General features: G+C 72.0%; 21 protein-coding genes, 1 tRNA gene and 1 pseudogene. 16 read left to right on the top strand and 7 right to left on the bottom strand.

The features are described 5' to 3' along the window. Positions 1–172 precede the first annotated feature (172 nt). Positions 173–1,513 (bottom strand): UDP-N-acetylglucosamine 1-carboxyvinyltransferase, encoded by a 1,341-nt coding sequence (gene murA / locus ACZ4UV_RS07745; RefSeq protein WP_351486827.1) that lies wholly within the window; start codon positions 1,511–1,513, stop codon positions 173–175. A 382-nt stretch (positions 1,514–1,895) separates the two neighbouring features. Between murA and ACZ4UV_RS07740 the strand changes: the two genes are divergently transcribed. From ACZ4UV_RS07740 to ACZ4UV_RS07685, 12 genes and pseudogenes are all read left to right on the top strand, one after another. After that, positions 1,896–2,468, top strand: a complete 573-nt coding sequence (locus ACZ4UV_RS07740; protein WP_217545775.1) for a YqgE/AlgH family protein — start codon at positions 1,896–1,898, stop codon at positions 2,466–2,468. 71 nt (positions 2,469–2,539) lie between these two features. Next, positions 2,540–3,792, top strand: a pseudogene (locus tag ACZ4UV_RS07735) (RNA-guided endonuclease InsQ/TnpB family protein). Between the two features lie 15 nt (positions 3,793–3,807). Next, the gene (locus ACZ4UV_RS07730) at positions 3,808–4,083 is read left to right on the top strand and encodes a DUF3039 domain-containing protein (protein ID WP_390042570.1); all 276 of its coding nucleotides are present in this window, start codon (positions 3,808–3,810) and stop codon (positions 4,081–4,083) included. 235 nt (positions 4,084–4,318) lie between these two features. Further along, positions 4,319–5,611, top strand: a complete 1,293-nt coding sequence (locus ACZ4UV_RS07725) for an extracellular solute-binding protein (RefSeq protein WP_467836378.1) — start codon at positions 4,319–4,321, stop codon at positions 5,609–5,611. After that, positions 5,608–6,594, top strand: a complete 987-nt coding sequence (locus ACZ4UV_RS07720) for a carbohydrate ABC transporter permease (protein ID WP_467836375.1) — start codon at positions 5,608–5,610, stop codon at positions 6,592–6,594. Before ACZ4UV_RS07725 ends, ACZ4UV_RS07720 begins: the two co-directional genes overlap by 4 nt. A 5-nt stretch (positions 6,595–6,599) precedes the next feature. After that, the gene (locus ACZ4UV_RS07715; protein ID WP_451018123.1) at positions 6,600–7,445 is read left to right on the top strand and encodes a carbohydrate ABC transporter permease; all 846 of its coding nucleotides are present in this window, start codon (positions 6,600–6,602) and stop codon (positions 7,443–7,445) included. A 13-nt stretch (positions 7,446–7,458) separates the two neighbouring features. Next, positions 7,459–9,081, top strand: a complete 1,623-nt coding sequence (locus tag ACZ4UV_RS07710; protein ID WP_451023114.1) for a beta-N-acetylhexosaminidase — start codon at positions 7,459–7,461, stop codon at positions 9,079–9,081. Positions 9,082–9,381: 300 nt separating this feature from the next. After that, entirely contained in the window at positions 9,382–10,275 is an 894-nt protein-coding gene (locus ACZ4UV_RS07705) for an FAD binding domain-containing protein (protein WP_351486843.1), read from the top strand. Further along, entirely contained in the window at positions 10,272–12,023 is a 1,752-nt protein-coding gene (locus tag ACZ4UV_RS07700; protein ID WP_467836369.1) for a (2Fe-2S)-binding protein, read from the top strand. Before ACZ4UV_RS07705 ends, ACZ4UV_RS07700 begins: the two co-directional genes overlap by 4 nt. After that, a complete protein-coding gene (locus tag ACZ4UV_RS07695; RefSeq protein ID WP_451022824.1) occupies positions 12,020–14,332 on the top strand; it encodes a xanthine dehydrogenase family protein molybdopterin-binding subunit in 2,313 nt (770 codons plus the stop codon). Before ACZ4UV_RS07700 ends, ACZ4UV_RS07695 begins: the two co-directional genes overlap by 4 nt. A gap of 2 nt (positions 14,333–14,334) precedes the next feature. Then, positions 14,335–14,865: an AAA family ATPase gene (locus ACZ4UV_RS07690; protein WP_467836649.1), complete on the top strand. Its 531-nt coding sequence runs from the start codon at positions 14,335–14,337 to the stop codon at positions 14,863–14,865. A 178-nt stretch (positions 14,866–15,043) separates the two neighbouring features. Further along, on the top strand, positions 15,044–16,204 hold the full coding sequence (locus ACZ4UV_RS07685; RefSeq protein WP_451022826.1) for an SUKH-4 family immunity protein: 1,161 nt from the start codon (positions 15,044–15,046) through the stop codon (positions 16,202–16,204). Between the two features lie 37 nt (positions 16,205–16,241). On the opposite strand, the gene ACZ4UV_RS07680 is transcribed toward ACZ4UV_RS07685, so the two are convergent. From ACZ4UV_RS07680 to ACZ4UV_RS07670, 3 genes are read right to left on the bottom strand one after another with little or no spacing between them, the layout of a single operon-like run. Beyond that, complete coding sequence (locus ACZ4UV_RS07680) at positions 16,242–16,925, bottom strand: response regulator (protein WP_451021266.1); 684 nt, start codon at positions 16,923–16,925, stop codon at positions 16,242–16,244. A 5-nt stretch (positions 16,926–16,930) separates the two neighbouring features. Further along, a complete protein-coding gene (locus tag ACZ4UV_RS07675; protein WP_451021265.1) occupies positions 16,931–18,097 on the bottom strand; it encodes a sensor histidine kinase in 1,167 nt (388 codons plus the stop codon). Then, positions 18,094–18,933, bottom strand: coding sequence for a CPBP family intramembrane glutamic endopeptidase (locus tag ACZ4UV_RS07670; RefSeq protein WP_451021264.1), 840 nt, complete (start codon positions 18,931–18,933; stop codon positions 18,094–18,096). Before ACZ4UV_RS07670 ends, ACZ4UV_RS07675 begins: the two co-directional genes overlap by 4 nt. 238 nt (positions 18,934–19,171) lie before the next feature. Here ACZ4UV_RS07670 and ACZ4UV_RS07665 point away from each other — a divergent pair, with 238 nt between their 5' ends. Beyond that, positions 19,172–19,738, top strand: a complete 567-nt coding sequence (locus ACZ4UV_RS07665; protein WP_451021263.1) for a DUF3566 domain-containing protein — start codon at positions 19,172–19,174, stop codon at positions 19,736–19,738. A gap of 613 nt (positions 19,739–20,351) precedes the next feature. Here the strand turns inward: ACZ4UV_RS07665 and ACZ4UV_RS07660 are convergent. Further along, positions 20,352–21,068, bottom strand: a complete 717-nt coding sequence (locus ACZ4UV_RS07660; RefSeq protein ID WP_467836364.1) for a class I SAM-dependent methyltransferase — start codon at positions 21,066–21,068, stop codon at positions 20,352–20,354. A 53-nt stretch (positions 21,069–21,121) separates the two neighbouring features. Beyond that, on the bottom strand, positions 21,122–21,637 hold the full coding sequence (locus ACZ4UV_RS07655) for a hypothetical protein (protein ID WP_451021261.1): 516 nt from the start codon (positions 21,635–21,637) through the stop codon (positions 21,122–21,124). A 135-nt stretch (positions 21,638–21,772) separates the two neighbouring features. On the opposite strand from ACZ4UV_RS07655, the gene ACZ4UV_RS07650 reads away from it, so the two are divergent. Further along, a complete protein-coding gene (locus ACZ4UV_RS07650) occupies positions 21,773–23,056 on the top strand; it encodes a sensor histidine kinase (RefSeq protein ID WP_467836361.1) in 1,284 nt (427 codons plus the stop codon). Next, complete coding sequence (locus ACZ4UV_RS07645; RefSeq protein WP_089100675.1) at positions 23,044–23,694, top strand: response regulator transcription factor; 651 nt, start codon at positions 23,044–23,046, stop codon at positions 23,692–23,694. Before ACZ4UV_RS07650 ends, ACZ4UV_RS07645 begins: the two co-directional genes overlap by 13 nt. Positions 23,695–24,202: 508 nt before the next feature. On the opposite strand, the gene ACZ4UV_RS07640 is transcribed toward ACZ4UV_RS07645, so the two are convergent. Beyond that, positions 24,203–24,274: transfer RNA gene (locus ACZ4UV_RS07640), tRNA-Cys, on the bottom strand. Positions 24,275–24,479: 205 nt separating this feature from the next. Between ACZ4UV_RS07640 and ACZ4UV_RS07635 the strand changes: the two genes are divergently transcribed. After that, positions 24,480–25,913 (top strand): MFS transporter, encoded by a 1,434-nt coding sequence (locus ACZ4UV_RS07635; protein ID WP_467836359.1) that lies wholly within the window; start codon positions 24,480–24,482, stop codon positions 25,911–25,913. Positions 25,914–25,993: the final 80 nt, after the last annotated feature.

Genomic DNA, 25,993 nt, shown 5'->3' with positions numbered 1-25,993 from the left:
GGGAACTGCCCCGGGCCGGGGCCGGGAGGTTGCGGTTATCCGAGTGCCTTGCCCGGCAGTTCCACCTTCGCGCCCAGTTCCACGAGCTTCTCCATGCTGTGTCTGCCCGGGGGATGACCCCCGGGCCCCCAGCCGGAGGGAACTGCCCCGGGCCGGGGCCGGGAGGTTGCGGTTATCCGAGTGCCTTGCCCGGCAGTTCCACCTTCGCGCCCAGTTCCACGAGCTTCTCCATGAAGTTCTCGTAGCCGCGGTTGATGAGGTCGATGCCGTGGACCCGGGAGGTGCCCTGGGCGGCGAGCGCGGCGATCAGGTACGAGAAGCCGCCCCGGAGGTCGGGGATCACGAGATCGGCGCCCTGGAGCTTCGTGGGGCCCGAGACGACCGCGGAGTGCAGGAAGTTGCGCTGGCCGAAGCGGCAGGCCGAGCCGCCCAGGCACTCGCGGTAGAGCTGGATGTGAGCACCCATCTGGTTCAGCGCGGAGGTGAAGCCGAGGCGGGACTCGTAGACCGTCTCGTGGACGATGGACAGGCCCGTCGCCTGGGTCAGGGCCACGACGAGCGGCTGCTGCCAGTCGGTCTGGAAGCCCGGGTGCACGTCCGTCTCCAGTGCGATGGACTTCAGCTGGCCGCCGGGGTGCCAGAAGCGGATGCCCTCGTCGTCGATCTCGAAGGCGCCGCCCACCTTCCGGTAGGTGTTCAGGAACGTCATCATCGAGCGCTGCTGGGCGCCCCGGACGTAGATGTCGCCCTCGGTCGCCAGCGCCGCCGACGCCCAGGACGCGGCCTCCAGACGGTCCGACAGGGCCCGGTGGGTGTAGCCGCCGAGCTTGTCCACACCGGTGATGCTGATCGTGCGGTCGGTGTCGATCGCGATGATCGCGCCCATCTTCTGCAGCACGCAGATGAGGTCCTCGATCTCCGGCTCGACCGCCGCGTTGGACAACTCCGTGACGCCCTCGGCGAGTACGGCCGTCAGCAGCACCTGCTCGGTCGCGCCCACGGACGGGTACGGCAGCCGGATCTTCGTGCCGCGCAGCCCCTTCGGCGCCTCCAGGTACTGGCCGTCCGCACGCTTCTCGATGGTCGCGCCGAACTGCCGCAGCACGTCGAAGTGGAAGTCGATCGGCCGGCCGCCGATGTCACAGCCGCCGAGACCCGGGATGAACGCGTGGCCGAGGCGGTGCAGCAGCGGGCCGCAGAAGAGGATCGGGATCCGGCTGGACCCCGCGTGGGCATCGATGTCAGCGACGTTCGCGCTCTCCACGTACGTCGGATCGAGCACCAGCTCACCGGGCTCCTCGCCCGGACGTACCGTCACCCCGTGCAGCTGCAGCAGGCCGCGTACGACACGCACGTCACGGATGTCCGGAACGTTGCGCAGCCGACTGGGTGCACTGCCCAGCAGGGCGGCGACCATGGCCTTCGGTACGAGGTTCTTCGCACCGCGGACACGGATCTCGCCCTCCAGCGGGGTGCCGCCGTGGACAAGCAGGACATCGTCGTTGACGGTCATGAATCTCGCGTTCCGATGAGTCGGGCAGGGGCCAGGAGGGAAAGGGTAATCGCCAAACACAGGATCGGCTAAGCTGCGTGGCGTGTGCTGCGAGAACCAAGCTGTGCCCTTCTCTTGACGTTCATGTCAACCGGGCTGGTTCCAACCCGGCTGGCGCTGATCGCGTAGGACTCGGTCGTTCGCTGAGCGTCCGAGCGGCGTGAGCCAGGAATCCTTCTGCTTCGGCCGGAGGAGGGTTCAAAACACGAACGGTTCCTATCGGGGACGCTGAGTCACCAGTGTGAGTGTGCGCCGGTGACGCTTCCTTCCGCCCTTCGCTGCATTCACTCCCGGACCCGGATTGGCTCCCCACACGAGGGGAAGATGCGGGATCATGTCAGGCATGACCGAGGTGTCCTCGCTCACAGGGCGGCTGCTCGTGGCCACGCCCGCCCTGGCGGACCCGAACTTCGACCGTGCGGTGGTGCTCCTTCTCGACCACGACGAGGAGGGCTCCCTCGGTGTCGTCCTCAACCGCCCCACCCCGGTGGACGTCGGCGACATCCTGGAGGGCTGGGCCTCCCTCGCCGGCGAGCCGGGGGTCGTCTTCCAGGGCGGCCCGGTCTCCCTGGACTCCGCGCTCGGCGTCGCGGTCATCCCCGGCGGGGCCAACGGCGACCGCGCCCCGCTCGGCTGGCGCCGGGTGCACGGCGCGATCGGCCTGGTCGACCTGGAGGCCCCGCCGGAGCTGCTCGCCTCGGCCCTCGGCTCCCTGAGGATCTTCGCCGGTTACGCCGGCTGGGGCCCCGGCCAGCTGGAGGACGAACTGGTCGAGGGCGCCTGGTACGTCGTCGAGTCCGAACCCGGCGACGTCTCCTCCCCGTCCCCGGAGAGACTCTGGCGCGAGGTCCTGCGCCGCCAGCGCAACGAGCTCGCGATGGTGGCCACGTACCCGGACGATCCGTCCCTCAACTGATGGATCACCCTTTCGAGTGCCGTCGTGGATGTTCGAGAGCGGTTCTACTCCTCACCGCCTAGCCTCCCGGCATGAAGCTCGTGACGCAGGTCAGACTCCTGCCGACGCCGGAGCAGGCGGCGGCGCTGGAGGAGACTCTGCGTAGCTGCAATGAAGCGGCGACCTGGGCCAGCCGTGTCGCCTTCGAGCGCGATGTGAAGAGGAACTTTCCACTGCGTGGACTCGTCTACGGCGAGATGAAGGCGCGGTGGGGCCTCGGCGCGCAGGCGGCGCAGCACGTGATCAAGAAAACTTGCGATGCCTGCACCGTGCTCCGGGCAAACCTGAACGCCGGGAACCTGGGAAGGCCGGGCTCGGAGCGGCACCGGAAGGCAGTGGAGAAGCCCATCGTCTTCCGTCTGGAGGGTGCGCAGCCGTATGACGACCGGATGCTGTCCTGGCAGATCGAGGAGCGGCGTGTGTCCATCTGGACGGTTGCCGGCCGGCTGAAGGACGTGGCGATTGCTGCCGGATCCGATCAACTGACGGTCCTGGGTCTGTACCGCAGGGGTGAGTCGGACCTGGTACGGCGGGACGGGATGTGGTTTCTCTACGCCACCTGCGAGATCCCCGAAGCCGAGCCGAACACCGACCCGGTGGACTTCCTGGGCGTCGACCTGGGCATCGTGAACATCGTCACGACGTCCGACGGCGAGATCATGGCCGGGCGCGAGCTCAACCGCATCCGGGTACGTGAGCGGAAGCTGCGTGCCAAACTTCACAGGAAGAACACCGCGTCCGCCAAGCGCCGCTTGAAGAAGCGGCGAAGTAAGGAGGCGCGTCGCGCGGCGGACACCAGTCACAAGATCGCGAAGCAAGTGGTGGCCGAGGCTGAACGCACCGGTCGTGGGATTGCCCTGGAGGAGTTGACGGGCATCCGCGAGCGGGTACGGCTTGCAAAGTCCCAACGGGCTACCCATTCCAGCTGGGCGTTTGCCCAGCTGGGGGCGTTCATCGCGTACAAGGCCCGAGGGGCGGGGTGCCGGTGGTGTACGTAGAGCCCGCGTACACCTCCCGTACCTGTGCGGAGTGCGGGCACATCGACAGGGCGAACAGGGTCTCCCAGTCCCGGTTCGTGTGCCGGTCCTGCGGATTCGTCGATCACGCGGACCGGAACGGCTCCCGCAACATCCGCGCCCGAGCGTGGGAGTTGTGGCGACGCGGGGCCCCGTCAACGGACCCTGTCACGTCCCCGCCTCGGCGGGGCGGGGCTGGACGCAAACGCAGCGCTGCAGCCGGTGGCGCCCGTGGTGCAAGCCTGGGAACCATAGTTCCCGGCGGTTGATTACCCTTGGCACTTATGAGCACTCTTGAGCCCGAGCGCGGGACTGGTACGGGGACCCTCGTAGAGCCGACGCCGCAGGTGTCCCACGGTGACGGCGACCACGAGCGCTTCGCCCACTACGTCCAGAAGGACAAGATCATGGCGAGCGCCCTCGACGGCACCCCCGTCGTGGCGCTGTGCGGCAAGGTGTGGGTACCCGGGCGCGACCCGAAGAAGTACCCCGTGTGCCCCATGTGCAAGGAGATCTACGAATCCATGGGCAGCGGCGGCGGCGAGGGCCAGGACAAGTAACCCGCTGGTCCGACAGCTCGGCTCTCCGAGGCCCCGGGCGCGCTTTGGCGTGCTCCGGGGCCTTTGTCGTACCCGTGCGTTGCACGGAGTGCGTCGTGCGGTCACAGAGTGGTTGAGACCTCTTGTCGGCATGTTCATGTAGTCCCTAGCCTCCGTGGTGTTGTGCAGAGCGAAATAGCCGTTGCATATCTTGCAACGCCCCCCATGCTTGAGCGCGCTCCCGGAGGGTCACTCCATGAAGCTCCCCGTCCCCGCACTCCTCGTCGGCGCCCTGTTCCTCGCCGCCGCGTGCGCCCCGCAGACCTCCTCCAACTCCGCCTCCGACAAGGACGACAAGAGCGGCACCCTGCGGGTGTGGCTCTTCCAGGAGGTCGGCAACGACCCGAAGCAGAAGGTCGTCGACTCGGTCGTCGCCGCCTTCGAGAAGGCACACACCGGCACCAAGGTCGACGTGGAGTACATCCCGGTCGACACACGCGCCCAGCGCGTCAAGGCCGCCTTCAACGACCCGGCCTCGGCCCCCGACGTCATGGAGTACGGCAACACCGACACCGCCGGTTACGTCCACGACGGCGGGCTCCTCGACGTCACGAAGGACTTCGGCGCCTGGAGCGAGGCGAAGGACACCGACCCGACGGCCCGGCGGTCGGTGACCGTCGGCGGCAAGGTCTACGGCGCCCCCTTCTACGTCGGCGTCCGCGCCCTCTACTACCGCACGGACGTCTTCAGGGAACTCGGCCTGAAACCGCCGGCCACCATGGCCGAGCTGGCGGCCACCGCTCGTGAGATCCGCGCCGCGAAGCCCGGCCTGTACGGCCTCGTCGTCGGCGGCGCCTACACCTACGGCGCGATGCCCTTCATCTGGGCCGAGGGCGGCGAGCTGGCCACGGACAAGGGAGGGGCGTACACCTCGGCGATCGACAGTGCGGCCGCGCAGAAGGGCATCAAGGAGTACGCGTCCCTCTTCGGCGACGACAACTGCCCGGCCGCCAAGTGCGCGGGCTTCGGCGGCAACGACACGGTCACCGCGTTCGCCGCGGGCAAGGCGGGCATGGCGATCGGGGGCGACTTCAGCCATGCGGCCGTGGAGGCGGGGAGCGTCAAGGGCAAGTACGCGGTGGTGCCGCTGCCAGGGGCCACGGCCGGATCGATCGCGCCGGCCTTCGCGGGCGGCAACAACATCGGCGTGCTGAGGAGCACGACGCACCGGACGCTGGCCGTCGCGCTGATGGAGGAGCTGACCTCCAAGGAGACGCAGGCGGCGATGTTCGACGCGATGGGTTTTCTGCCGACGTTCAAGGACGTCCGTGACCAGGCGGCCGCGAAGGAGCCGTTCGTGAAGCCGTTCGTGGCGACCCTGGCCGCCGGGACGAGGTTCGTGCCTGCCTCGGCGGGGTGGTCGCAGATCGACTCCTCGCTGGTGCTGCCGACGATGTTCCAGGAGGTCATCAGCGGCAGGAAGAGCGTGGGGGCTGCTTCGCAGGAGGCGGCGAAGAAGATGGACGCGGCGTTCGGCTCCGCCGGATGACGCCCAACGGGGTGGGGGTCGCGGTGCGTTCGCGGGTGCGGGTGCGTGGGGGCCTGTCGCGCCCGCGCGGCGGTAGCCGCAAATTCAATACAGCCCCGCGCCCCTTGCGGGGCGCTGGATGGAGCCCTTGGCTGTATCTGGCCCCCGCTCTCGTGGTCCTCGGGGCGCTGCTCGGCTACCCCATCTATCAGCTCGGGCTCATCTCCGTCTTCCGGTACACCCAGGCTCAGGTCAGTGGGGGTGAACCCACCGCCTTCGTCGGACTCGGCAACTACGCGGACGTCTTCTCCGACGACCGGTTCTGGTCGGCGCTGCTGGCGACCGTCGGGTTCGCCGCCGCCTGTGTCGTGTCGACGCTTGCCGTCGGGTGTGCGCTCGCCGTGCTGCTCACGCGGGTGCGGGCGGTGCCGCGGCTGGCGCTGATGCTGGCGGCGCTGGGGGCGTGGGCGACCCCGGCCGTCACCGGGTCCACGGTCTGGCTGTTCCTCTTCGACCCGGACTTCGGACCGGTCGACAGGGTGCTCGGGCTGGGCGACCACTCCTGGACGTACGGGCGCTACTCCGCCTTCTTCCTGGTCCTGCTCGAAGTGGTGTGGTGCTCCTTCCCGTTCGTCATGGTCACCGTGTACGCCGGGATCCGCGCCGTACCGTCCGAGGTGCTGGAGGCCGCCGCCCTGGACGGGGCCTCGCAGTGGCGGATCTGGCGGTCGGTGCTGGCACCGATGCTCCGGCCGATCCTCATGGTGGTCACCATCCAGTCGGTGATCTGGGACTTCAAGATCTTCACGCAGATCTACGTGATGACCGGCGGGGGCGGCATCGCCGGGCAGAACCTGGTGCTCAACGTGTACGCCTACCAGCAGGCCTTCGCCTCCTCGCAGTACGGGCTGGGCGCGGCCATCGGTGTCGTCACGCTGCTGGTGCTGCTCGCCGTCACCCTGGTCTACCTGCGGCTGCTGCGCCGGCAGGGGGAGGAGCTGTGACCGTCGTGAATCTTGTGCGCGGGTTCGTCCGGCGGCCGGGGCGGCTGGCCGCCGAGGGAGCGGCGCTGGCGATCGCCGTACTCGTCGCCTTCCCGCTGTACTGGATGGTGCTGGGCGCCTTCAAGCCGGCCGGTGAGATCGAGTCGGACCGGCCCCGGCCGTGGACCCTCTCGCCCTCTGTGGACTCCTTCCGGCGGGTCTTCGGGCAGCAGGAATTCGGCCGTTACTTCGTCAACAGTCTGGTCGTCGCGGGCAGTGTGGTCGTCGTCTCGGCGCTGATCGCCTTTCTCGCGGCGACCGCCGTGACCCGATTCCGGTTCCGCTTCCGGACCACCTTGCTGATCATGTTTCTGGTGGCCCAGATGGTGCCCGTGGAGGCCCTCACCATCCCCCTCTTCTTCCAGATGCGGGACTTCGGTCTGCTGAACACACTGGGCTCGCTGATCCTGCCCCACATCGCCTTCTCGCTGCCCTTCGCGATCTGGATGCTGCGGGGGTTCGTGAAAGGGGTGCCGGAGGCCCTGGAGGAGGCGGCGTACATCGACGGGGCGAGCCGGTCGCGCTTTCTCTGGCAGATCCTTTTCCCGCTCGTCCTGCCGGGCCTGGTGGCCACGAGTGTGTTTTCCTTCATCTCCGCCTGGAACGACTTCCTGTTCGCCAAGTCGTTCATCATCAGCGACACCTCGCAGTCGACGCTGCCGATGGCGCTCCTGGTGTTCTTCAAGCCGGACGACCCCGACTGGGGCGGGGTGATGGCGGCCTCCACGGTGATGACGATTCCGGTGCTGGTGTTCTTCGTACTCGTGCAGCGACGCCTGGTCTCGGGACTGGGCGGAGCGGTCAAGGACTGAGGTGATTTCGGTGATGGATCTGATTCCCGCGCCGCGCAGTGTCGTCGCCGGTTCCGGCGAGGTGCGGCTGACGGCGCACTCACAGCTCTATGCCGGTCCGGGGACGGAGGGCGTCGGCCGCTGGCTGCGCACCGCCCTGTGGGCGGCCACCGGTCTGCCGCTGCGCGAGGGGCGGGAGCTCGACGACACCGAGGGCGACGGCATCGGGCTGCTGCTCGACCCGCGCCTCGGCCCCGAGGAGTACCGCCTCGTCAGCGACCCGGGCGGCGTCCTCGTCGAGGGCGGCAGCGCGGCGGGTGTCTTCTGGGGTGTCCAGACGCTGCGTCAACTCCTGGGCCCCGCCGCGTACCGCAGGGCCGCCGTCGAACCCGAGCGCATCCGGGCCGTGCCGTATCTCACGATCGAGGACGCCCCCCGATTCCCCTGGCGCGGCTTCATGCTCGACGTCGCCCGGCACTTCATGCCGAAGGAAGGCGTCCTGCGCCACCTCGATCTGATGGCGTCGCACAAACTCAACGTCTTCCACTTCCACCTGACGGACGACCAGGGCTGGCGCGTGCGGATCGAGCGCCACCCCCGGCTCACCGAGGTCGGCTCCTGGCGGGCCCGCACGAAATTCGGCCACCGGGCCTCACCGCGGTGGGAGGAGAAGCCGCACGGTGGCTTCTACACCCAGGACGACATCCGGGAGATCGTCGCGTACGCGGCCGAGCGGCATATCACGGTCGTCCCCGAAATCGACGTACCGGGCCACTCGCAGGCCGCCATCGCCGCGTATCCGGAACTCGGCAACACCGACGTCATCGACACCACCGCCCTCTCCGTCTGGGACTCCTGGGGGATCTCTCCGAACGTACTCGCCCCCACCGACAACACGCTGCGCTTCTACGAGGGGGTGTTCGAGGAAGTGCTGGAGCTGTTCCCCTCGGAGTTCATTCACGTCGGCGGCGACGAATGCCTGAAGGACCAGTGGCGGGCCTCGCCGGCCGCGCAGGCCCGCATCAAGGAACTCGGGCTCGCCGACGAGGACGCGTTGCAGTCGTGGTTCATCGGGCACTTCGCGAAGTGGCTTTCCGCGCGCGGGCGTCGGCTCATCGGATGGGACGAGATCCTGGAGGGCGGGATCGCCGAGGGCGCGGCCGTCTCGTCCTGGCGCGGCTACGGCGGCGGGATCGCGGCCGCGCGGGCCGGCCACGACGTCGTCATGTGCCCTGAGCAGTACGTGTACCTGGACCACCGTCAGGCCGACGGCGCCGACGAGCCGGTGCCGATCGGATACGTCCGCACCCTGGAGGACGTGTACCGGTTCGAGCCCGTTCCACCGGGGCTGGACGAATCCCAGGCGCGGCGGATCCTGGGCGCCCAGGCCAACGTCTGGACCGAGGTGATGGAGGACCACGCGCGCGTGGACTACCAGGCCTTCCCCCGGCTGGCCGCCTTCGCCGAGGTCGCCTGGAGCGCCCTCCCGGCGCCGGGGGAGCGGGACTTCGCCGATTTCGAGGGCCGTATGGCCGCGCACTACCGGCGGCTCGACGCCCTGGGGGTCGCCTACCGCCCGCCGGCCGGCCCCCTGCCCTGGCAGCAGCGCCCCGGCGTCCTCGGCCGCCCCCTCGACGGCCCGCCCCCGAACCGCTGACCACCCCGTCCCGCCCCCTCGCCGGTCCGGCTCCCCGCCCGCTTCCCGCCCGCTTCCCCCGCTCCGAACGCGTAATGGAAAAAGACCTCAAGGGTCACCGAAGAGTGTCAATCGGTGCGCACCGGTGATGGTGTAAGAAAACGGACCAAGTCGCCGATGAGGTGGGCGAATGCCTCCTAGCGGACCCGTGCGTTCGAGGCTTGCGAAGATGTGCCAGAGTTGCCACGTCCGCCCTGTGAGCACGTACCGTACGGCCACACAGGTGGGACCAGGTGGGGCAGCGGGAAGGGGCAGCCGGTTTTGACCACGCACGCACCGCAGGCGGGGCAGTCCGTCACGCTGCCCACGACGCTGAACGAGGCCGTGGCGGCCCTCACCGACATGCCCGCCGCGGTCCCGGTGGCCGGCGGCACCGACCTGATGGCCGCCGTCAACTCCGGACAGCTCAGGCCCGCCGCCCTGGTCGGTCTCGGCCGGATCAGCGAGATCCGCGGCTGGCAGTACCAGGACGGCAACGCACTGCTCGGCGCCGGTCTCACGCACGCGCGCATGGGCCGCCCCGACTTCGCGGCCCTGATCCCGGCGCTCGCCGCCGCCGCGCGGGCCGCCGGTCCGCCGCACATCCGCAACGCCGGCACCCTGGGCGGCAACATCGCCACGGCCGCGCCCACCGGCGACGCGCTGCCGGTGCTGGCCGCCCTGGAGGCGACGCTGATCATCGCGGGGCCGGGCGGATCCCGCCGGGAGATCCCGGTGTCGCACCTGCTCGCCGGCGTGGAGATGCTCCGCGCGGGCGAGCTGATCGGCTTCGTGCGGGTACCGCTGCTGCACGCCCCGCAGGTCTTCCTGAAGGCGACCGGCCGCACCGGACCGGGCCGCTCGGTGGCCTCCGTGGCGCTCGTCCTCGACCCCGCGCGGCGCGGGGTCAGATGCGCCGTCGGCGCCATAGCGCCGATGCCGCTCAGGCCCCTGGACGCCGAACAGTGGGTGGCCCGGCTGATCGACTGGGACAACGACCGCGCGCTCGTCCCGGAGGCGCTGACCGCCTTCGGCGAGTACGTCGCGGCCGCCTGCATCCCGGACCCGGCCCCCGAGCCCGACGGCTCGGTGCCGGCGCTTCCGCCCGCTGTACTGCACCTGCGGCGCACCGTCGCCGCGCTGGCCCGACGAGCACTGGGGAGGGCGCTGTCATGACCGACGACCAGCACGGAGAGGGCGCGCCCGCGAGCGGAGGCGGCCGCTGGAACCCGCTGCCCCAGGGCGACTACGACGACGGTGCGACCGCGTTCGTGAAACTCCCCGAGGGCGGCATCGAGGCCCTGCTGTCCGCCGACAGCCCCCTGGCCGCACCCGGGCACGGCTATGTGCCGCCGCAGATAGCGGCCGCCCCCGGCACCGACACCTGGGGCGCGCCGGCCGACGGCACCCGGTGGCCCGACCCGAACGCGGTCCCGCGGGAGCAGCCCGCCGACGACCGGTTCACGTACAACCCGGCCTCGACGCAGCAGTGGACGTACGAGGAGCCGCCGCCCGCGCCCGGCCACGATGTGACCGGGCAGTGGTCGATCCCGGTCGCGAGCGGTGACTCTCCGGACGAATCGGGTGAGTTCACCACATCCGCGCTCATGGAGCAGTGGGGCGGCACGCCGCCGGCGACCCTGCCCGGCGGGGCGGCCGCGCCATGGGCGACCGAGGCCCAGGCATGGGAACGCCCCGCGGAGGCCCCTGAGGCACCCGCTGAGCCCCCCGCGGGTCACGGCGACCCACGGGCCCCCGAACTCACCTCCCGGGCCGTCGGCGCGTCGCCTGCGGCCGACGCGCCGACGAGGGGCGAACGGGGCGAACGGGGCGAACGGGGTGAAGCGACGGAGATCGGCGAACCGTACACGGTCGGCCGGCCGGCCGCGTTCGACGGCCCGGCCGACGCCGGCGAGGCCGACGCGCCCCACGACGCTCCCGGCTCGCACCCCGCCCACGACCCGCGGGCCGCCGACGACGGGTCCGCCCCGCAGGGGCCGCCCGCACCCGACGACGACAGCGCCACGGCTGGTGCGGGTGGGAACCAACACGCCGAAGACGAAGACGAGGCCGAGGCGGTCGACGACCACCCCCTCGCCTCCTACGTCCTGCGCGTCAACGGCGCCGACCGCCCCGTCACCGACGCCTGGATCGGCGAGTCCCTCCTGTACGTCCTCCGCGAACGCCTCGGCCTCGCCGGTGCCAAGGACGGCTGCTCGCAAGGCGAATGCGGTGCCTGCAACGTCCAGGTCGACGGCCGCCTGGTCGCCTCCTGCCTGGTCCCCGCGGTGACCGCGGCCGGCAGCGAGGTCCGCACGGTCGAGGGCCTGGCCCAGGACGGCCGCCCCTCGGACGTGCAGCGCGCCCTGGCCCGCTGCGGAGCCGTCCAGTGCGGCTTCTGCGTCCCCGGCATGGCGATGACCGTCCACGACCTGCTGGAAGGCAACCCGGCCCCCACCGAACTGGAGACCCGCCAGGCCCTGTGCGGCAACCTCTGCCGCTGCTCCGGCTACCGGGGCGTCCTGGACGCCGTCGGCGAGGTCGTCGCCGAACGCGAGGCACACGCCGCGGCCGACGCTGAGACGGACGGCGACGAGGCCCGTATTCCGCATCAGGCGGGACCGGGCGCCGGCGGCGTCAACGCCTCGGCGTTCGAGTCCCCACGCACCTTCGGGGCCGGAATCCAGATCCCGCACGAGCAGGCGTACGACCAGTCGTACGGTGGCAACCAGTCGTTCGGCGGCGACCAGTCGTACGGCGGCAACCAGTCGTTCGGCGGCGACCAGTCGTACGGCGGCAACCAGTCGTTCGGCGGCGACCAGTCGTTCGGCGGCAACCAGACCTTCGGCGGCAACCAGTCGTTCGACGACCAGGGCCAGAGCTACGACGACCAGCCCTACGGCCCGGACGGAGGCCAGGCGTGACCAACGAGACCGTCACCACGACCACCGCCGCGGAGACCCCCGTCCCCGCCGCCGAACCGCTGCCGCACGGCCTCGGCGTGTCGCTGCCGGCGGCCGACGCGGGCGCGAAGACCGAGGGGACCTTCCCCTACGCGGCCGACCTGTGGGCCGAGGGCCTGCTGTGGGCGGCCGTCCTGCGCTCCCCGCACCCGCACGCGCGCATCGTGTCGATCGACACCAGCCACGCGCGCGAGATGCCCGGCGTACGGGCCGTCGTCACCCACGAGGACGTCCCCGGCACCCCGCGCCACGGCCGGGGCACCCCGGACCGCCCGGTCTTCGCCTCCGAGGTCGTACGGCATCACGGCGAGCCCATCGCGGCCGTCGCCGCCGACCACCCGGACACCGCCCGCATGGCCGCCGCCGCCGTCATCGTCGAGTACGAGGTGCTCGACCCGGTCATCGACCCCGAGCAGTCGTTCGAGGCCGAGCCGCTGCACCCCGACGGCAACCTGATCCGGCACATCCCGCTCCAGCACGGCGACCCCGACGCGACCGGCGAGATCGTGGTCGAGGGCCAGTACCGCATCGGCCGCGCCGACCCCGCCCCCATCGGCGCCGAGGCCGGACTCGCCGTGCCCCGGCCCGACGGCGGCGTCGAGCTGTACCTGGCCTCCACCGACCCGCACACCGACCGCAACACGGCCGCCGCCTGCTACGGCCTGTCCCTCGAACAGGTGAAGATCGTCGTCACCGGAGTGCCGGGCGCGACCGCCGACCGCGAGGACCAGGGCTTCCAGCTCCCGCTCGGCCTGCTCGCCCTGAAGACCGGCTGCCCGGTCAAGCTCACGGCGACCCGCGAGGAGTCCTTCCTCGGCCACGCGCACCGCCACCCCACCCTCCTGCGCTACCGGCACCACGCCGACGCCGAGGGCAAGCTGGTCAAGGTCGAGGCACAGATCCTGCTCGACGCCGGTGCCTACGCCGACACCTCCGCCGAGTCCCTCGCCGCCGCCGTCTCCTTCGCCTGCGGCCCCTACGTCGTCCCGAACGCCTTCATCGAGGGCTGGGCCGTCCGCACCAACAACCCGCCCTCCGGCCACGTCCGCGGCGAGGGCGCCATGCAGGTGTGCGCGGCCTACGAGGCGCAGATGGACAAGCTGGCGAAGAAACTCGGCCTCGACCCGGCCGAGATCCGGCTGCGCAACGCGCTCGCCACCGGCGACCTCCTGCCCATCGGCCAGACGGTGACCTGCCCGGCCCCGGTGGCCGAACTCCTCCAGGCGGTACGGGACTTCCCGCTCCCGCAGCTCCCCAAGGACACGCCCGAGGAGGAGTGGCTGCTGCCCGGCGGCCCCGAGGGCGCGGGCGAACCGGGCGCGGTGCGCCGGGGCGTCGGCTACGGCCTCGGCATGGTGCACATGCTCGGCGCGGAGGGCGCCGACGAGGTCTCGACGGCCACGGTCAAGGTCCACGACGGCGTCGCGACCGTGCTCTGCGCGGCCGTGGAGACCGGCCAGGGCTTCACCACGCTGGCCCGCCAGATCGTCCAGGAGACACTCGGTGTCGACGAGGTCCACGTGGCTCCCGTCGACACGGACCAGCCCCCGGCCGGCCCCGGCTGCCGCGGCCGCCACACCTGGGTCTCCGGCGGCGCCGTGGAACGCGCGGCCAAGATGGTCCGCACCCAGCTCCTCCAGCCCCTCGCCCACAAGTTCGGCATGTCGACCGAGCTGCTCCAGATCACCGACGGCAAGATCACGTCGTACGACGGCGTCCTGTCGACCACCGTCACCGAGGCGCTGGACGGCAAGGAGCTGTGGGCCACCGCACAGTGCCGCCCGCACCCGACCGAGCCGCTGAACGGCGACGGCCAGGGCGACGCCTTCGTCGGCCTCGCCTTCTGCGCGATCCGCGCGGTCGTCGACGTCGACATCGAGCTGGGCTCGGTACGGGTGGTGGAGCTGGCCGTCGCCCAGGACGTCGGCCGGATCCTCAACCCGGCGCAGCTCAACGCCCGCATCGAGGCCGGTGTCACACAGGGCGTCGGCATCGCCCTGACGGAGAACCTGCGCACCCCGCGCGGTCTGATCCGCCACCCCGACCTCACCGGCTACGCCCTGCCGACCGCCCTAGACGCACCCGACATCCGGATCGTCAAGCTCGTCGAGGAACGCGACGTGGTCGCCCCCTTCGGCGCCAAGTCGGTCAGCGCGGTACCGGTGGTCACGTCCCCGGCCGCCATCGCCTCCGCCGTCCGCGCAGCCACCGGCCGCCCGGTCAACCGTCTCCCCATCCGCCCGCAGGCGGCGGTGGTCACGGGCCAGTGAGCCTGTCCGGGGTCGTGGTCGTCGCGGGGGTGATGGCGGCGGGCAAGTCGACCGTCGCCCAGGCGCTGGCCGAGCACCTGCCCCGGGCCGCGCACGTCCGTGGCGACGTGTTCCGCCGCATGATCGTGTCGGGGCGGGAGGAGTACACGCCCGGGGCCTCGCCGGAGGCGACCGCCCAACTCCACCTCCGCTACCGCCTGTCGGCCGCCACGGCGGACGCCTACGCCGGGGCCGGCTTTACGGCGATCGTCCAGGACGTGCTGCTGGGCCCGGAACTGACGTCGTACGTCGAGCGGATCCGCACCCGCCCCCTGCACGTCGTCGTCCTCGCCCCCAGCCCCGAGGCCGTGGCCGGGCGGGAGGCCGGGCGGTCGAAGAGCGGGTACGGACCCGCGTGGACGATCGCCGATCTGGACGCGGAACTCCGCCTGCGCACCGAGCCGTTGGGACTGTGGCTGGACACGTCGGCGCTCACCGTGGAACAGACGGTGCAAGCGATTCTCGCCGGGACGGAACGGTCGAGGGTCGCCTGACGTCTCTTCTGCGGGGCGTTGTCAGTGCCGCGGCGTAGTGTTCTGCGTAGTGGGGACGGCCGTTTCGGAGGGGAAGCCCGGACGGGCCGCCATGCCCTGCTGACGACCTGTGCACGACGCACCACTCGAACCACTTGCACGTCTTGAACTCTTGATCGCGGGGGCAGCGATGAGCACGATCAGCACGACCGGCAGCGGTGCGACGGCGATCACGCTGACCGAGGCAGAACTGGACCGTTACATCACGCACGAACCCACCCGCAGCTGGCTCACCGGCCCCGGACTGCCCGACAGCGGCGGCCTGCTGACGTTCGAGCCGCTGCGCACGGTCGGCCTGCGCACCCTGGCGGACGTCACGGACGGCCCGACCCGGCTCGCGGAGGAGCTCCGGGACCGCCTGGTGATCGGCGAGCTGCTGGCCCCGGCCGGCCTGGACACCGAGTCGATCCTCCTCGACGGCGGCACCGGCGAGATCAGCACGGCCTACCTGATCGATCCCACCGACCCGCGCCCGCTGGCGCCCTCGCTGGAGACCCTGCTGCGCTTCGCCGCGGTCACCGAGGAACTGACGGGCCTGCGCGGCCGTTTCGCCTCCCTCGCCGGTACGCACGGCACGAAGGCGGCGACCGAGGCCTCCCGCAGGCTCCTGGAGCTCTTCGAGGAGGGCACGGCCGGCCGCGTCCCGCCGTACTGGAAGGCGACGGCCCTGATCCGCCCCCTCAGCCTTGTCGCGGGCCCCGGCACGGACTCCGGGCTGGCCGTCGACCTGCCGGTCCGGCTCCTGGACCAGGAGTTCGGGCAGGGCCGGGTGGCCCGCTTCGAGGAGGTCGACTTCCCGCCCACGCTCACCCACGAGCCGACCCGCCGCTTCCTGCGCGAGACCGGCCTCCCGGAGGACGCGGTCGTCTTCCACCTCGACCCGGACGCCCCGCTCCCCACCCTCTGGGAGTACTTCACCGACATCCACACCGGCGGCTTCCCCGTGGAGGACCTCCCGCCCCACGCCGACCGGCTGATACGCCTCGGCTACCTGGTCGAGGACAACAGCCTCGTCGTGGACGGCTCCACGGGCGCGATCCTCAACTTCTCCGAGCCCGAGGCGACCCTCTACCCCCTCAACACGGACATCTCCACGCTCGCCTACACCCTCTGGCTCCTGCACCACGAGCGCACCATCGACGAGCACCTGGGCCACGAACTCACCACCGAGGCCTACGACCAGCTCGCCGCGACCATGCTCCACACCCTCGCGACCATCGACCCCACCCCGGTCACGACCGACGCCGACTGGCACTACTGGACGGAGCTGTTCCAGGACGAGGCCGGCGGGGTGCTGTAAGGGGGGGAGCAGGGGGGCTTGGGCTGGGGCGGGCCGGTCAGGTCACCAGGCCCTGGCGGTAGGCGTAGACGACGGCCTGGACGCGGTCGCGCAGCCCCAGTTTGGCGAGGATGCGGGACACGAAGGTCTTGACGGTCTCCGGGCTGAGCACGAGGGCCGCGGCGATCTCGCTGTTGGAGAGGCCGTCCGCGATCAGCCGCAGCACCTCCAGCTCGCGCGGGGTCAGCGGAGCGCCGTGCGGGGTGCCGCCGTCGGCGGGCCGGATCCGGGCGGCGTAGCGGCCCACGAGCTGCCGGGTCACCTCGGGGTCCAGCAGGGCCGCGCCCGTGGCCACGGTCCGGATGCCGTGCAGCAGCCGGTCCGGCGGCGCGTCCTTGAGCAGGAAGCCGCTGGCGCCGGCGCGCAGGGCCTCGTAGACGTACTCGTCCAGGTTGAACGTCGTCACCACGAGTACCTTCACCGGGTGCGGCACCCCGGCACCGGCGAGCAGCCGGGTGGCCTCGATCCCGTCGAGGACCGGCATCCGGACGTCCATCACCACGACGTCCGGGCGCAGCCGGCCGGCGAGGTCGACCGCGGCCTGCCCGTCCCCGCACTCGCCCGCCACCTCCAGGTCGGGCTGGGCGTCGATGATCGTCGCGAGCCCGGTGCGGATCAGCACCTGATCGTCGCAGACCAGGACCCGGATCGGCGCCTCGCCACCGCCGTCGGCGGTGGTCACGCCGGTCACGCCGGACTCCCCGCGGGTATCCGGGCCCGGACGACGAAACGGCCGTCGTCCGCGCGCCCGGCGCTGAACTCGCCGCCCAGCACGGCCACCCGTTCCCGGAGACCGGCCAGGCCCCGCCCGCTCCCGCCCGGGGACGCCGTGGCCGGGCCGGACCCGTCCGTGCCGACCTCCACCGTGAGCTCCTTCCCGCCGTGCCGCACCCGGACCGAAGTGGGGCTGCCATGGGCGTACTTGAGGGCGTTCGTCAGTGCCTCCTGCACCACCCGGTAGGCCACCAGGTCGGCGCTGCCCGCCGACGGGGTCGGCGTGCCCTCCTCGGTGAACTCCACCGGCTGCCCGGCCCGGCGCGTCTGCTCCACGAGCGTGAGCAGCCGGCCGGCGGGCGGTGTCCTGCCGCCACCGGTATCGGTGCCGTGGTCGGGATTGAGCAGGTCGAGCAGATGACGCAGGTCGGAGATGGCCCGCCGTCCGGTGTCGGTGACGGCGGTCAGCGTCTGGTCGAGACGGTCCGGCGCGGCGGTCAGGTACCGGGCCGCCTCCGCCTGCACGACCATCGCCGTCACATGGTGGGTCACCACGTCGTGCAACTCGCGGGCGATACGGGTGCGTTCGGCGGTGCGCGTGTCCTCGGCGACGCGCCGCCGCCGTTCCGCCTCCGCGGCCCGGGTGGAGCGCAGCCACGCCCCGATGCCCCAGGCGAGGACCAGCGCCAGGTAGAACGTCACGAACCCGCTCACCGTCTCGCCCCCCGACCCCAGCCGGTACAGTGCGACCGCCAACGGCACGTAGGCCGCGGAGCACACCAGGGCGATGGCCCGCCGGTGCCGTTCCAGATGGGCGCCGGTGCTGATCAGGGCGAGCGGCAGCGCGGAGCCCGCGACCGAGTGGTAGCCACGCAGCTGGTCGACGGCGAAGCCGAGGCAGACCAGCGCCAGCGAGACGGCCGGCCACCGCCGGCGCCCGGCGAGCGGCAGGCACTCCAGACCGAGCACCGCGATGGTCAGCGCGTCGAAGGGGCGGGTCGGCACGTCTCCGACCTGGGTCCCCTTGCCGTACAGCGCGGGCAGGAACGAACCGGCCAGGAGCAGCAGCCCGAGCGGCAGATCCCGGACCGTGACGTCGAGTCGGTGCCACCACCCGGGCACCCGACGGGGACTGATCACCGGGGCAGTGTAGCGACGGCACCGGCCGGGACGTCCCGGCGCCGACGCGGCATCAGATGCCCCCGCCGCTTGGCGAGCCAGAGGAACGCGGCCGTCACCAGCACCCCGAGCAGTACCGAGTACAGGCTCGCCTCCGGCCCGAACTGCCCGCCGGTGACGAGCTGCGACCCCGAGGCGGTGGCGTCCAGCAGGCCCTTCTGTGCTCCGCCGCTGCCGGAGACCTCGGTGCCGAAGATGCCGGACTCGGCGAAGTTCCAGCCGAAGTGCAGGCCGATCGGCAGCCAGAGGGTGCGGGTGGCGGTGTACGCGGCGCCGAGCATGCCGCCGGCCTCGATCGCGATGGCCAGGGCACCCCACACGGTCGCGTCCTTGTTGAGCAGATGCATCATCCCGAACAGCGTCCCGGTGGACACCAGTGCGATCCAGGTTCCGGTGCGCTCCTCGACGATCCTGAACAGCACGCCCCGGAAGAGCAGTTCCTCGGTCACCGCGGCGGCGGCCATGTACCCGACCAGGCCCACCGCGCCCGTCAGCGACCCCGCGCCGTGGACCGTGTAGTCCCCGAGGAAGGCGATGTTCCCGATGACACACGCGAAGGTCGCCACGCCTATGAGCGCCCCGCGCCCGAACGCCGCCCGGGCACCCTCCCGCCCCACCTCGACGCTCGGCCGGTGCTCGGTCCGCCGAACCACCCACCCGTAGACGAGCACCGCGACCACCGCGGTGAGCAGGCCGAGGACCAGGCTGAGGAACCAGTTCCCCTGCACCGCCGCGACACCCTGCCCCCCGACGAAGGCGACCGCCGCGACCGCCAGGAGCTGCCAGACCAGCCTCATGATGACTCCCTCACAGGATCCGCGGCCGAGCGCCGCGACTGGCCCGAACGCTACGGATCGGCCGCCCCGGAATCGTCACCGCTCAGTGGACACCTGCCGGTAGCTCGCACGGGGGACAACCCGGACGGCCGTCACCACTCAGACCGGCGCGCTCCTGCTCACTCACCGTCACCGCCGGGGATGCGGGGCGGCACGCCTCCCCTTAACGTCGCAGGTGAGGACCAGCCAGGGAGCGGACATGAGCCGAACCAAGCGCAGCAGGACCCGCGGCACGGCCCGTAAGCGGGTGCCCAGGATCTCGCCCCGCCGGGTGACGTCACGGACGGCGCCCACTCCGACGGCACCCGAACGCGGGTCGCCGCAGCCGGCGCCACCCCGTGACCACGCCTTCCCGCACGGCCCACCGCGCCGGTCGACCCGCATGCGGATATCCGGGACCAACCCGTGGTCGGTCACGGTGATGAGCTTCTTCTTCCTGACGGGCCTGGGGGTGTGCGTCCTCGGCGCCGCGCTCGCCACGTCGGTGATTCTGAACGTCGTGGCCCCGGGAGAGTGGCCGACGCCGTGGCAGACGCTGGTCGTCGCCACCGGGGTCGTCGCGCTGGAGGTCCTCCTGGGCACCGTCCTGGCGTGCCTGTGCGGCTTCATGTACAACTACACCGCCCGTTTCAGCGGCGGCGTCGAAGTGGCCCTGACCGGCGACCTCACCGACCCGCCCCCGGCCGCCCAGGCCCTCCGGCTCCTGACCCGGCTCCACGCACGCCTCCGCCGCCCCGAGGCCGACCCCCGCCCCCGGCAGCCGTAGCCGTCCGGACAACCACAAGGGCGGCACCCCTGTCCGGCGCCACCGGCACCAACCAGCGCCGCAGCCGGCTCCTCCCGGGCGATCACCGCCCGTTCATGCGCCCGTTCGGCCTCGGCGACCGCGCTCTGGGCGCGCTCCGCCACCTCGCGGCACTCCTCCGGGATTGCCCAAAGTTCTCGGGATCCGGCGACCTGACGGTCATGCGAACCACCGTCGATCACCTTCGGTCGCTCGTGCGCTGGGCTTGGAACCCGGCGCCGTCCCGTCTCTGTTGGCCCGCCTGCATGCCGCGGTGTCAGCGACGGTGGTCGACTTCGTCCTCACGGGCGATGCAGGCGGCACTGCACCACCACAGGCCCACTCGCAGAACTCCGCGAGGCTGCTGGACGCATTCGCGTTATGGCCGCCGCCCGGGCTTGCTGCCGGAGAGGAGCCCAGTGCAATCGATGACCGGATTCACGCAGCAGAAGCCACCGGACTCCCCTCCCACCTCGTGGGGGCGCCGCGGTTTTCGTGGCTGGCCGCGGTTGGGGCGGAGCCCGCTCGCCTCTTGGAGCGGCCTACCGCGCACCAGGTTGTTCAGCTCGGTGATCGCGGTCCCTGCGTGTGGTGCTCACGCCTTCCCGTCGTCGCTTTCCCGGTCGCCGTCGGCGAGGTGCTCGCCCTGGCGAACGGGCGCATGGGCTCCGCAGGGTCGGAAGCGGGCGAGGTATGCCGGGCTTGGGCCGCGGCGCTCGGTCAGGTGGAGGCCGGCGGCGTCGGCGAGCCGGTGCAGCCGGCCGAAGGGGATCCAGTGCCGGTCGAAGAACTCGCCGATCACCAGCCGCCCGCCTGGTGCCAGCACCCGTGCCGCCTCGCGCAGTACCCGATCCGGCTCGGGGATCTCGCCGAGCGCGGTCACGGCGTATACGGCGTCGAATGTCCCGTCGGCGTAGGGCAGTACACGTGCGTCCGAGCGGGTGGGCGTGATCGTCGCCAGGCCGTCGCGCTCTGCGCGGCACATCACGTGGTCGAGCATCTCCTGCTGGATGTCGAGAACATCGAGCCGTCCCTCCGGCCCGAGCTGCGGGGCGACGTGCAGCGACTGCAGTCCGGTCCCCGGGCCGATCTCCAGGATCCGCTCCCCCGGCCGCGGCCGCAGTACGGCGTCCATCCGGTCGGCGGTCAGGAACGGCAACGGCACGTCGAGCAGGCCGCGTTGGGCGTACGGATAGGGCGCCGTGTCGCCCAGCCACCAGGCGGCGGCCAACGCGGCGCCCGCGCCGGCGGCGACCGCCCAGCGGGTCCGGGCCGGGATCGGGGCGACGGGGGCGGTGGTGATGCGGTGCATGGTGTTCTCCGGTGGATCGATTCGGTCCGTGGCATGTGGCTGGGCGGTCGGCGTCACGCGGGCCGGTTCAGCGCCCGCAGCGCCAGCCGGCCGCACAGCGCGGCGAGCGGCAGCTCGGCGCCGAGCGCCATGGCGACCGCGGTGGCGAAGTCGCCGCCCAGGGCCGCGGTCGTGGTGTCGAACCAGGCGTCCACCACAAGCAGCGTCGCGGTCGCGGCGGCTGCCAGGGCGTGCCGCCGGTCGCCGCGGGCGGCGAGGAGGCCGGTGGCGATCAGGCCGAGCGCCTCCAGCGCGTCGAGCCCGACCCAGGCGACCGGCCAGTGCGCCGCGGTCGCGGTGGCCGGCAGGCCGGTGGCCAGCACGTACAGCCACGGCAGCAGGGCGAGCCCGCAGGCGACCAGCAGCCACCCGGCCCGCCGCATGCCCCGCGCCGGGCGCGGTTCCTCCGCCTCTCCGTGGAGCGGGATGACCTCGGCGCGGTCGAAGTCCTCGGCGCTGGCCACTTCCTCATCGCACAAGCCCAGTTGACGCATCGTCTTCCCCCGCTCCCCGCCGGCTCTCCCCTTCACGTGCTCCACCCTCCGCCGCGCACCAGGGCGCCGTCAGTCACGCAGGGTTCCGACCCGGGGTGGAGACAAGTGCACCCCCGAACCGGGCGGGAGCGTCATGGCACCGGGATGGCCTGCGGCTTTACCGTTTGACGCATGCAACTCGCGACGTGGCTGCAGCTGGTGCTGGGCCGGCCGTTCCGCAGGGCGGGACACCGGACCGCGCTCGTCGCCGCCGGCCTGCCGCTCCACCTCGCCGTGGTGCCACTGTGGCTCTGGCTGGTCGGCACGCTGGCGGCGTTGGTGCCGGCCGTGACTCCGCTGCCCGTGCTGCTCCCGCTCGTGGCGCTGCCCGTGCTGCTCACGCTCGTGGTGACACCCCTGCTGACCGTCGGGCAGCGGCGGCGCTACCGGGCGCTCGTCGGCAAGGACCTCCCGCGCCCCGCCGTACCCGGGCCGGGACGCAACTGGAAGTCAGCGGTGCGCCGGCCGACCACGCGGGCCTTGTGGCGGCAGGTCTGCTACCACGCCGTGGCGGGTCCGCTGCTCGCCGTCCTGGACCTCGCCGTCCTCGCCGTCTGGGCCGTCGCTCTCGTGGCCGCCTCCATCTACGTGTGGATCTGGGCGCTGCCCCCGCAGTGGCGGGTCACCGACGTCGGGTACACCACGCAGGCCGCGTACATCACCGCCGGCGGTCTCGCCCTGCTGTTCCTCGGGCCCCGGCTGACCGGCGCTCTGGTGCGGCTGGAGACCCGGGCGGCCGAGGTCCTGCTCGGCCCCAGCCGCACGGAGAAGCTGGCCCGCCGGGTCGCCGACCTCGCCGAGAGCCGGGCCGGTGTGCTCGACGCCGCCGACGCCGAGCGGCGGCGGATCGAGCGCGACCTGCACGACGGCGTGCAGCAGCGCCTCGTCTCACTCGCCGTCAACCTGGGCCTGGCCAGGTCCACCCTCGGCGACCTGCCGGAGGACGCCCGCAAGGTGATCGACGAGGCGCACCGCGAGGCGAAGGAAGCGATCGCCGAGCTGAACAACCTGGTGCGCGGTCTGCATCCGGCCGTCCTTGAGGACCGCGGCCTCGACGCCGCGCTGTCCGGGGTCGCCGCCCGCCTCCCGATCCCGGTGCGCGTGGCGGTGGACCTGCCGCAGCGCCCCTCACCCACGGTCGAGGCCGTCGCGTACTTCGTGGTCTCCGAAGCCCTGACGAACGTGGTCAAACACGCCCAGGCGACCCGGGCGGACGTGACCGTGGACCGGATCGGGGAGACACTGCTGGTGGTCGTCGCGGACGACGGAGCGGGCGGCGCGGATCTCGCGGCGGCCGGCGGCACCGGGCTCGCCGGGCTCGCCAAGCGCGTCGCGTCCGTCGACGGCACGTTTTCCTGCCGCAGCCCCGCCGGGGGGCCGACCGTCATCACCGTGGAGCTGCCGTGCGCGCCGTGATCGCCGAGGATTCCCTCTTGCTGCGCATCGGTGTGGTCAAGGTGCTGGAGGCGGCCGGCTTCGAGATGTGCGCGCAAGTCGCCGACGCAGAAGGGCTGCTGGCGGCCGTCGAGGAGCACCGGCCCGACATCGCCGTGGTCGACGTGCGCATGCCGCCCGGCTTCACCGACGAGGGAGTGCGCGCCGCGCTGGTGATCCGCCGCCAGTACCCGCGTACCGCCGTGCTCCTGCTGTCGCAGTACGTGGAGGAGCGGTACGCGGCCGATCTGCTCGCCGCCAACACCTCGGGCGTCGGCTATCTGCTCAAGCAGCGGGTCGCCGACGTCGAGGAGTTCGCCGAGGCGGTACGCCGGGTGGCGGCCGGCGGCACCGCGCTCGACCCGCAGGTCGTCGCGCAGCTGCTGGTGCGCCGGCACAGCGATCCGCTCGACCGGCTGACGCCGCGCGAGCGGGAGGTGCTGGAGCTGATGGCGGGCGGCCGGTCCAACTCCGGCATCGCCGCCGAGCTGGTGGTGAGCGAGAGCGCGGTCGCCAAGCACATCAACAGCATCTTCACCAAGCTCGACCTGCCCAAGGCCGACGCCGACCACCGCCGCGTCCTGGCGGTGCTGCGCTTCCTGGGCGTTGCGACCGCATAGTGCGCGATCCTGCCCGTATGCCCAGTCGACAACGGTGCTGATCGCCATTTGGTGGGGAACGGGGCGCCTTCGGACACGTGCTCTTCACCAGGCTTTGCCGCGGTGGGCGTCGAAGGCGGTGGCCGTGGTGCGCAGGGCCACGGCATGGGTGGGGCCGGTCATCGCTGGTGTATTCGCAGTCTTCGGGGGCGGAGGTGGGGAGGATTGGCCGGGAGCGGCCGAGACCGTCTGCGGGCTGCGTTTTCGTGCGGCGAGAACGCGCTGCTCGTCGAGGTCCGCGCTCTTGGCGCCGCTGCGCAGCATGCTGGTGGCTGGTAGTCAAGGCGAGCCTGAGCGGTATCGGAACGCTCGCGCTCTACTGGTGGCACCACCACCGTCAGCGGGTGCTCGCGATGCGGTGACAGTCTGCCTGTGTCGCACGACTGAGACGGGAACTGGGACGGACGACCCAAAGGGCGGCACCCCCGAGGGGGTGCCGCCCTGTCGTTCTGCCCGGTCAGGCAGTCGGAGGCCGTGGCGGGAATCGAACCCACGTAACTCGCTTTGCAGGCGAGTCCCTAAACCACTCGGGCACACGGCCGTGTGCGTGACTTGAAGGTACGGGGGTGCGGGGGAGGGGCTCAAGGGGATCGGTGGGGCTGCAACGGGACTGCCATACGGCGTTCATGAACCGGGGGGCCCAGGGGTCGGGCGGCCGGAGAACAGGGGGTGTACGACCAAGGTCGGAGGTGGGGTGGGGCTTACGACAGGGGTCAGGGTGGGGATTGGGTCTTACCGTGGTCGGCATGACCGCACTTGAGCCGAGCGACGCCGTTGTCGCGGACGAGACCCCCGACAGAGCCGACGCGGGCGGTGTGCTGGGGCGGTCGTACCGGGCGTTGAGCGTCGGGATCGTGTCCGTCGTGCTGCTCATCGCCTTCGAGGCGACGGCCGTCGGGACGGCGATGCCCGTCGCGGCCCGGGAGCTGGACGGGGTGCCGCTGTACGCGTTCGCCTTCTCCGGGTACTTCACTACCAGCCTGTTCGGGATGGTGCTGGCCGGGCAGTGGTCGGACCGGAAGGGGCCGCTCGGGGCGCTGACGACGGGGATCGGGGCCTTCGCCGCCGGGCTCGTGGTGGCCGGGACCGCGCAGGGCATGTGGGTGTTCATCGCCGGGCGGGCCGTGCAGGGGTTCGGCGGCGGGCTGGTCATCGTCGCGCTGTACGTCGTGGTGGGGCGGGCCTACCCGGAGCGGTTGCGGCCCGCGATCATGGCCGCCTTCGCCGCGGGCTGGGTGGTGCCGTCCATCGTCGGGCCGCTGGCCGCGGGCGCGGTGACCGAGCAGCTCGGATGGCGGTGGGTGTTCCTCGGGATCCCGGTGCTCGTGGTCTTCCCGGTGGCGCTCGCGCTCCCGCAGATACGGCGCCGGGCCGGCGGGCCGGTGGCGGAAGAAGGGGGTCACGGGGCCTTCGACCGGCGGCGGATCCGGCTCGCCCTCGGTATCTCGCTCGGTGCGGGGCTGCTGCAGTACGCGGCCCAGGACCTGCGGTGGGTGTCGGTGATACCCGGACTGCTCGGTGGTGCGCTGCTGGTGCCCGCCGTGCTCGGGCTGCTGCCCCGCGGTACGTACCGGGCGGCACGAGGCCTGCCCTCCGTCGTCCTGCTGCGCGGGGTCGCGGCCGGCGCCTTCGTCTCCGCCGAGTCCTTCGTGCCGTTGATGCTCGTCACCCAGCGGGGCCTGTCGCCCACCCTCGCCGGGTTCTCGCTGGCGGCGGGCGGCGTGACCTGGGCGGTGGGCTCGTGGGTGCAGGCGCGGCCGCGGATGGAGCCGTACCGCGAGCGGCTGATGACGCTCGGGATGGTGCTGGTGGCGGCGGCGGTCGCCACGGCACCGACGGTGCTCGTGTCCGGCGTGCCGGTGTGGACCGTCGCGGTCGCCTGGGCCTTCGGCTGCTTCGGGATGGGCCTGGTGATCGCCTCGGCCAGCGTGCTGATGCTCCGGCTCTCCGCCCCGGCCGAGGCCGGCGCCAACTCCGCCGCCCTGCAGATCTCCGACGCCCTCTCGAACGTCGTCCTGCTCGCCGTGGCCGGCGCGGCCTTCGCCTCCCTCGGCGGCGGCAGCATGTCGGGGGCGGCGGGCTCCGGTTCCCACCCGGCCGCCTTCGCCGCGGTGTTCCTGCCGATGGCGGGGGTGGCCCTCGTCGGGGCCTGGGTGACGACCCGGCTCCGTGATCTGTGACGTGAGTCCCACCCGGGGGTGAGGCGGCCTTGTCCGCACGTTGACCGCGGGGGCGCGCCGGTAGGGTGGCCCGGTTGTCA

The sequence above is a fragment of the Streptomyces sp. NPDC028289 genome (assembly GCF_055565975.1).
Note: the sequence above shows the minus strand (reverse complement) of the source record. Positions and strands in the feature narration are given on the sequence as shown.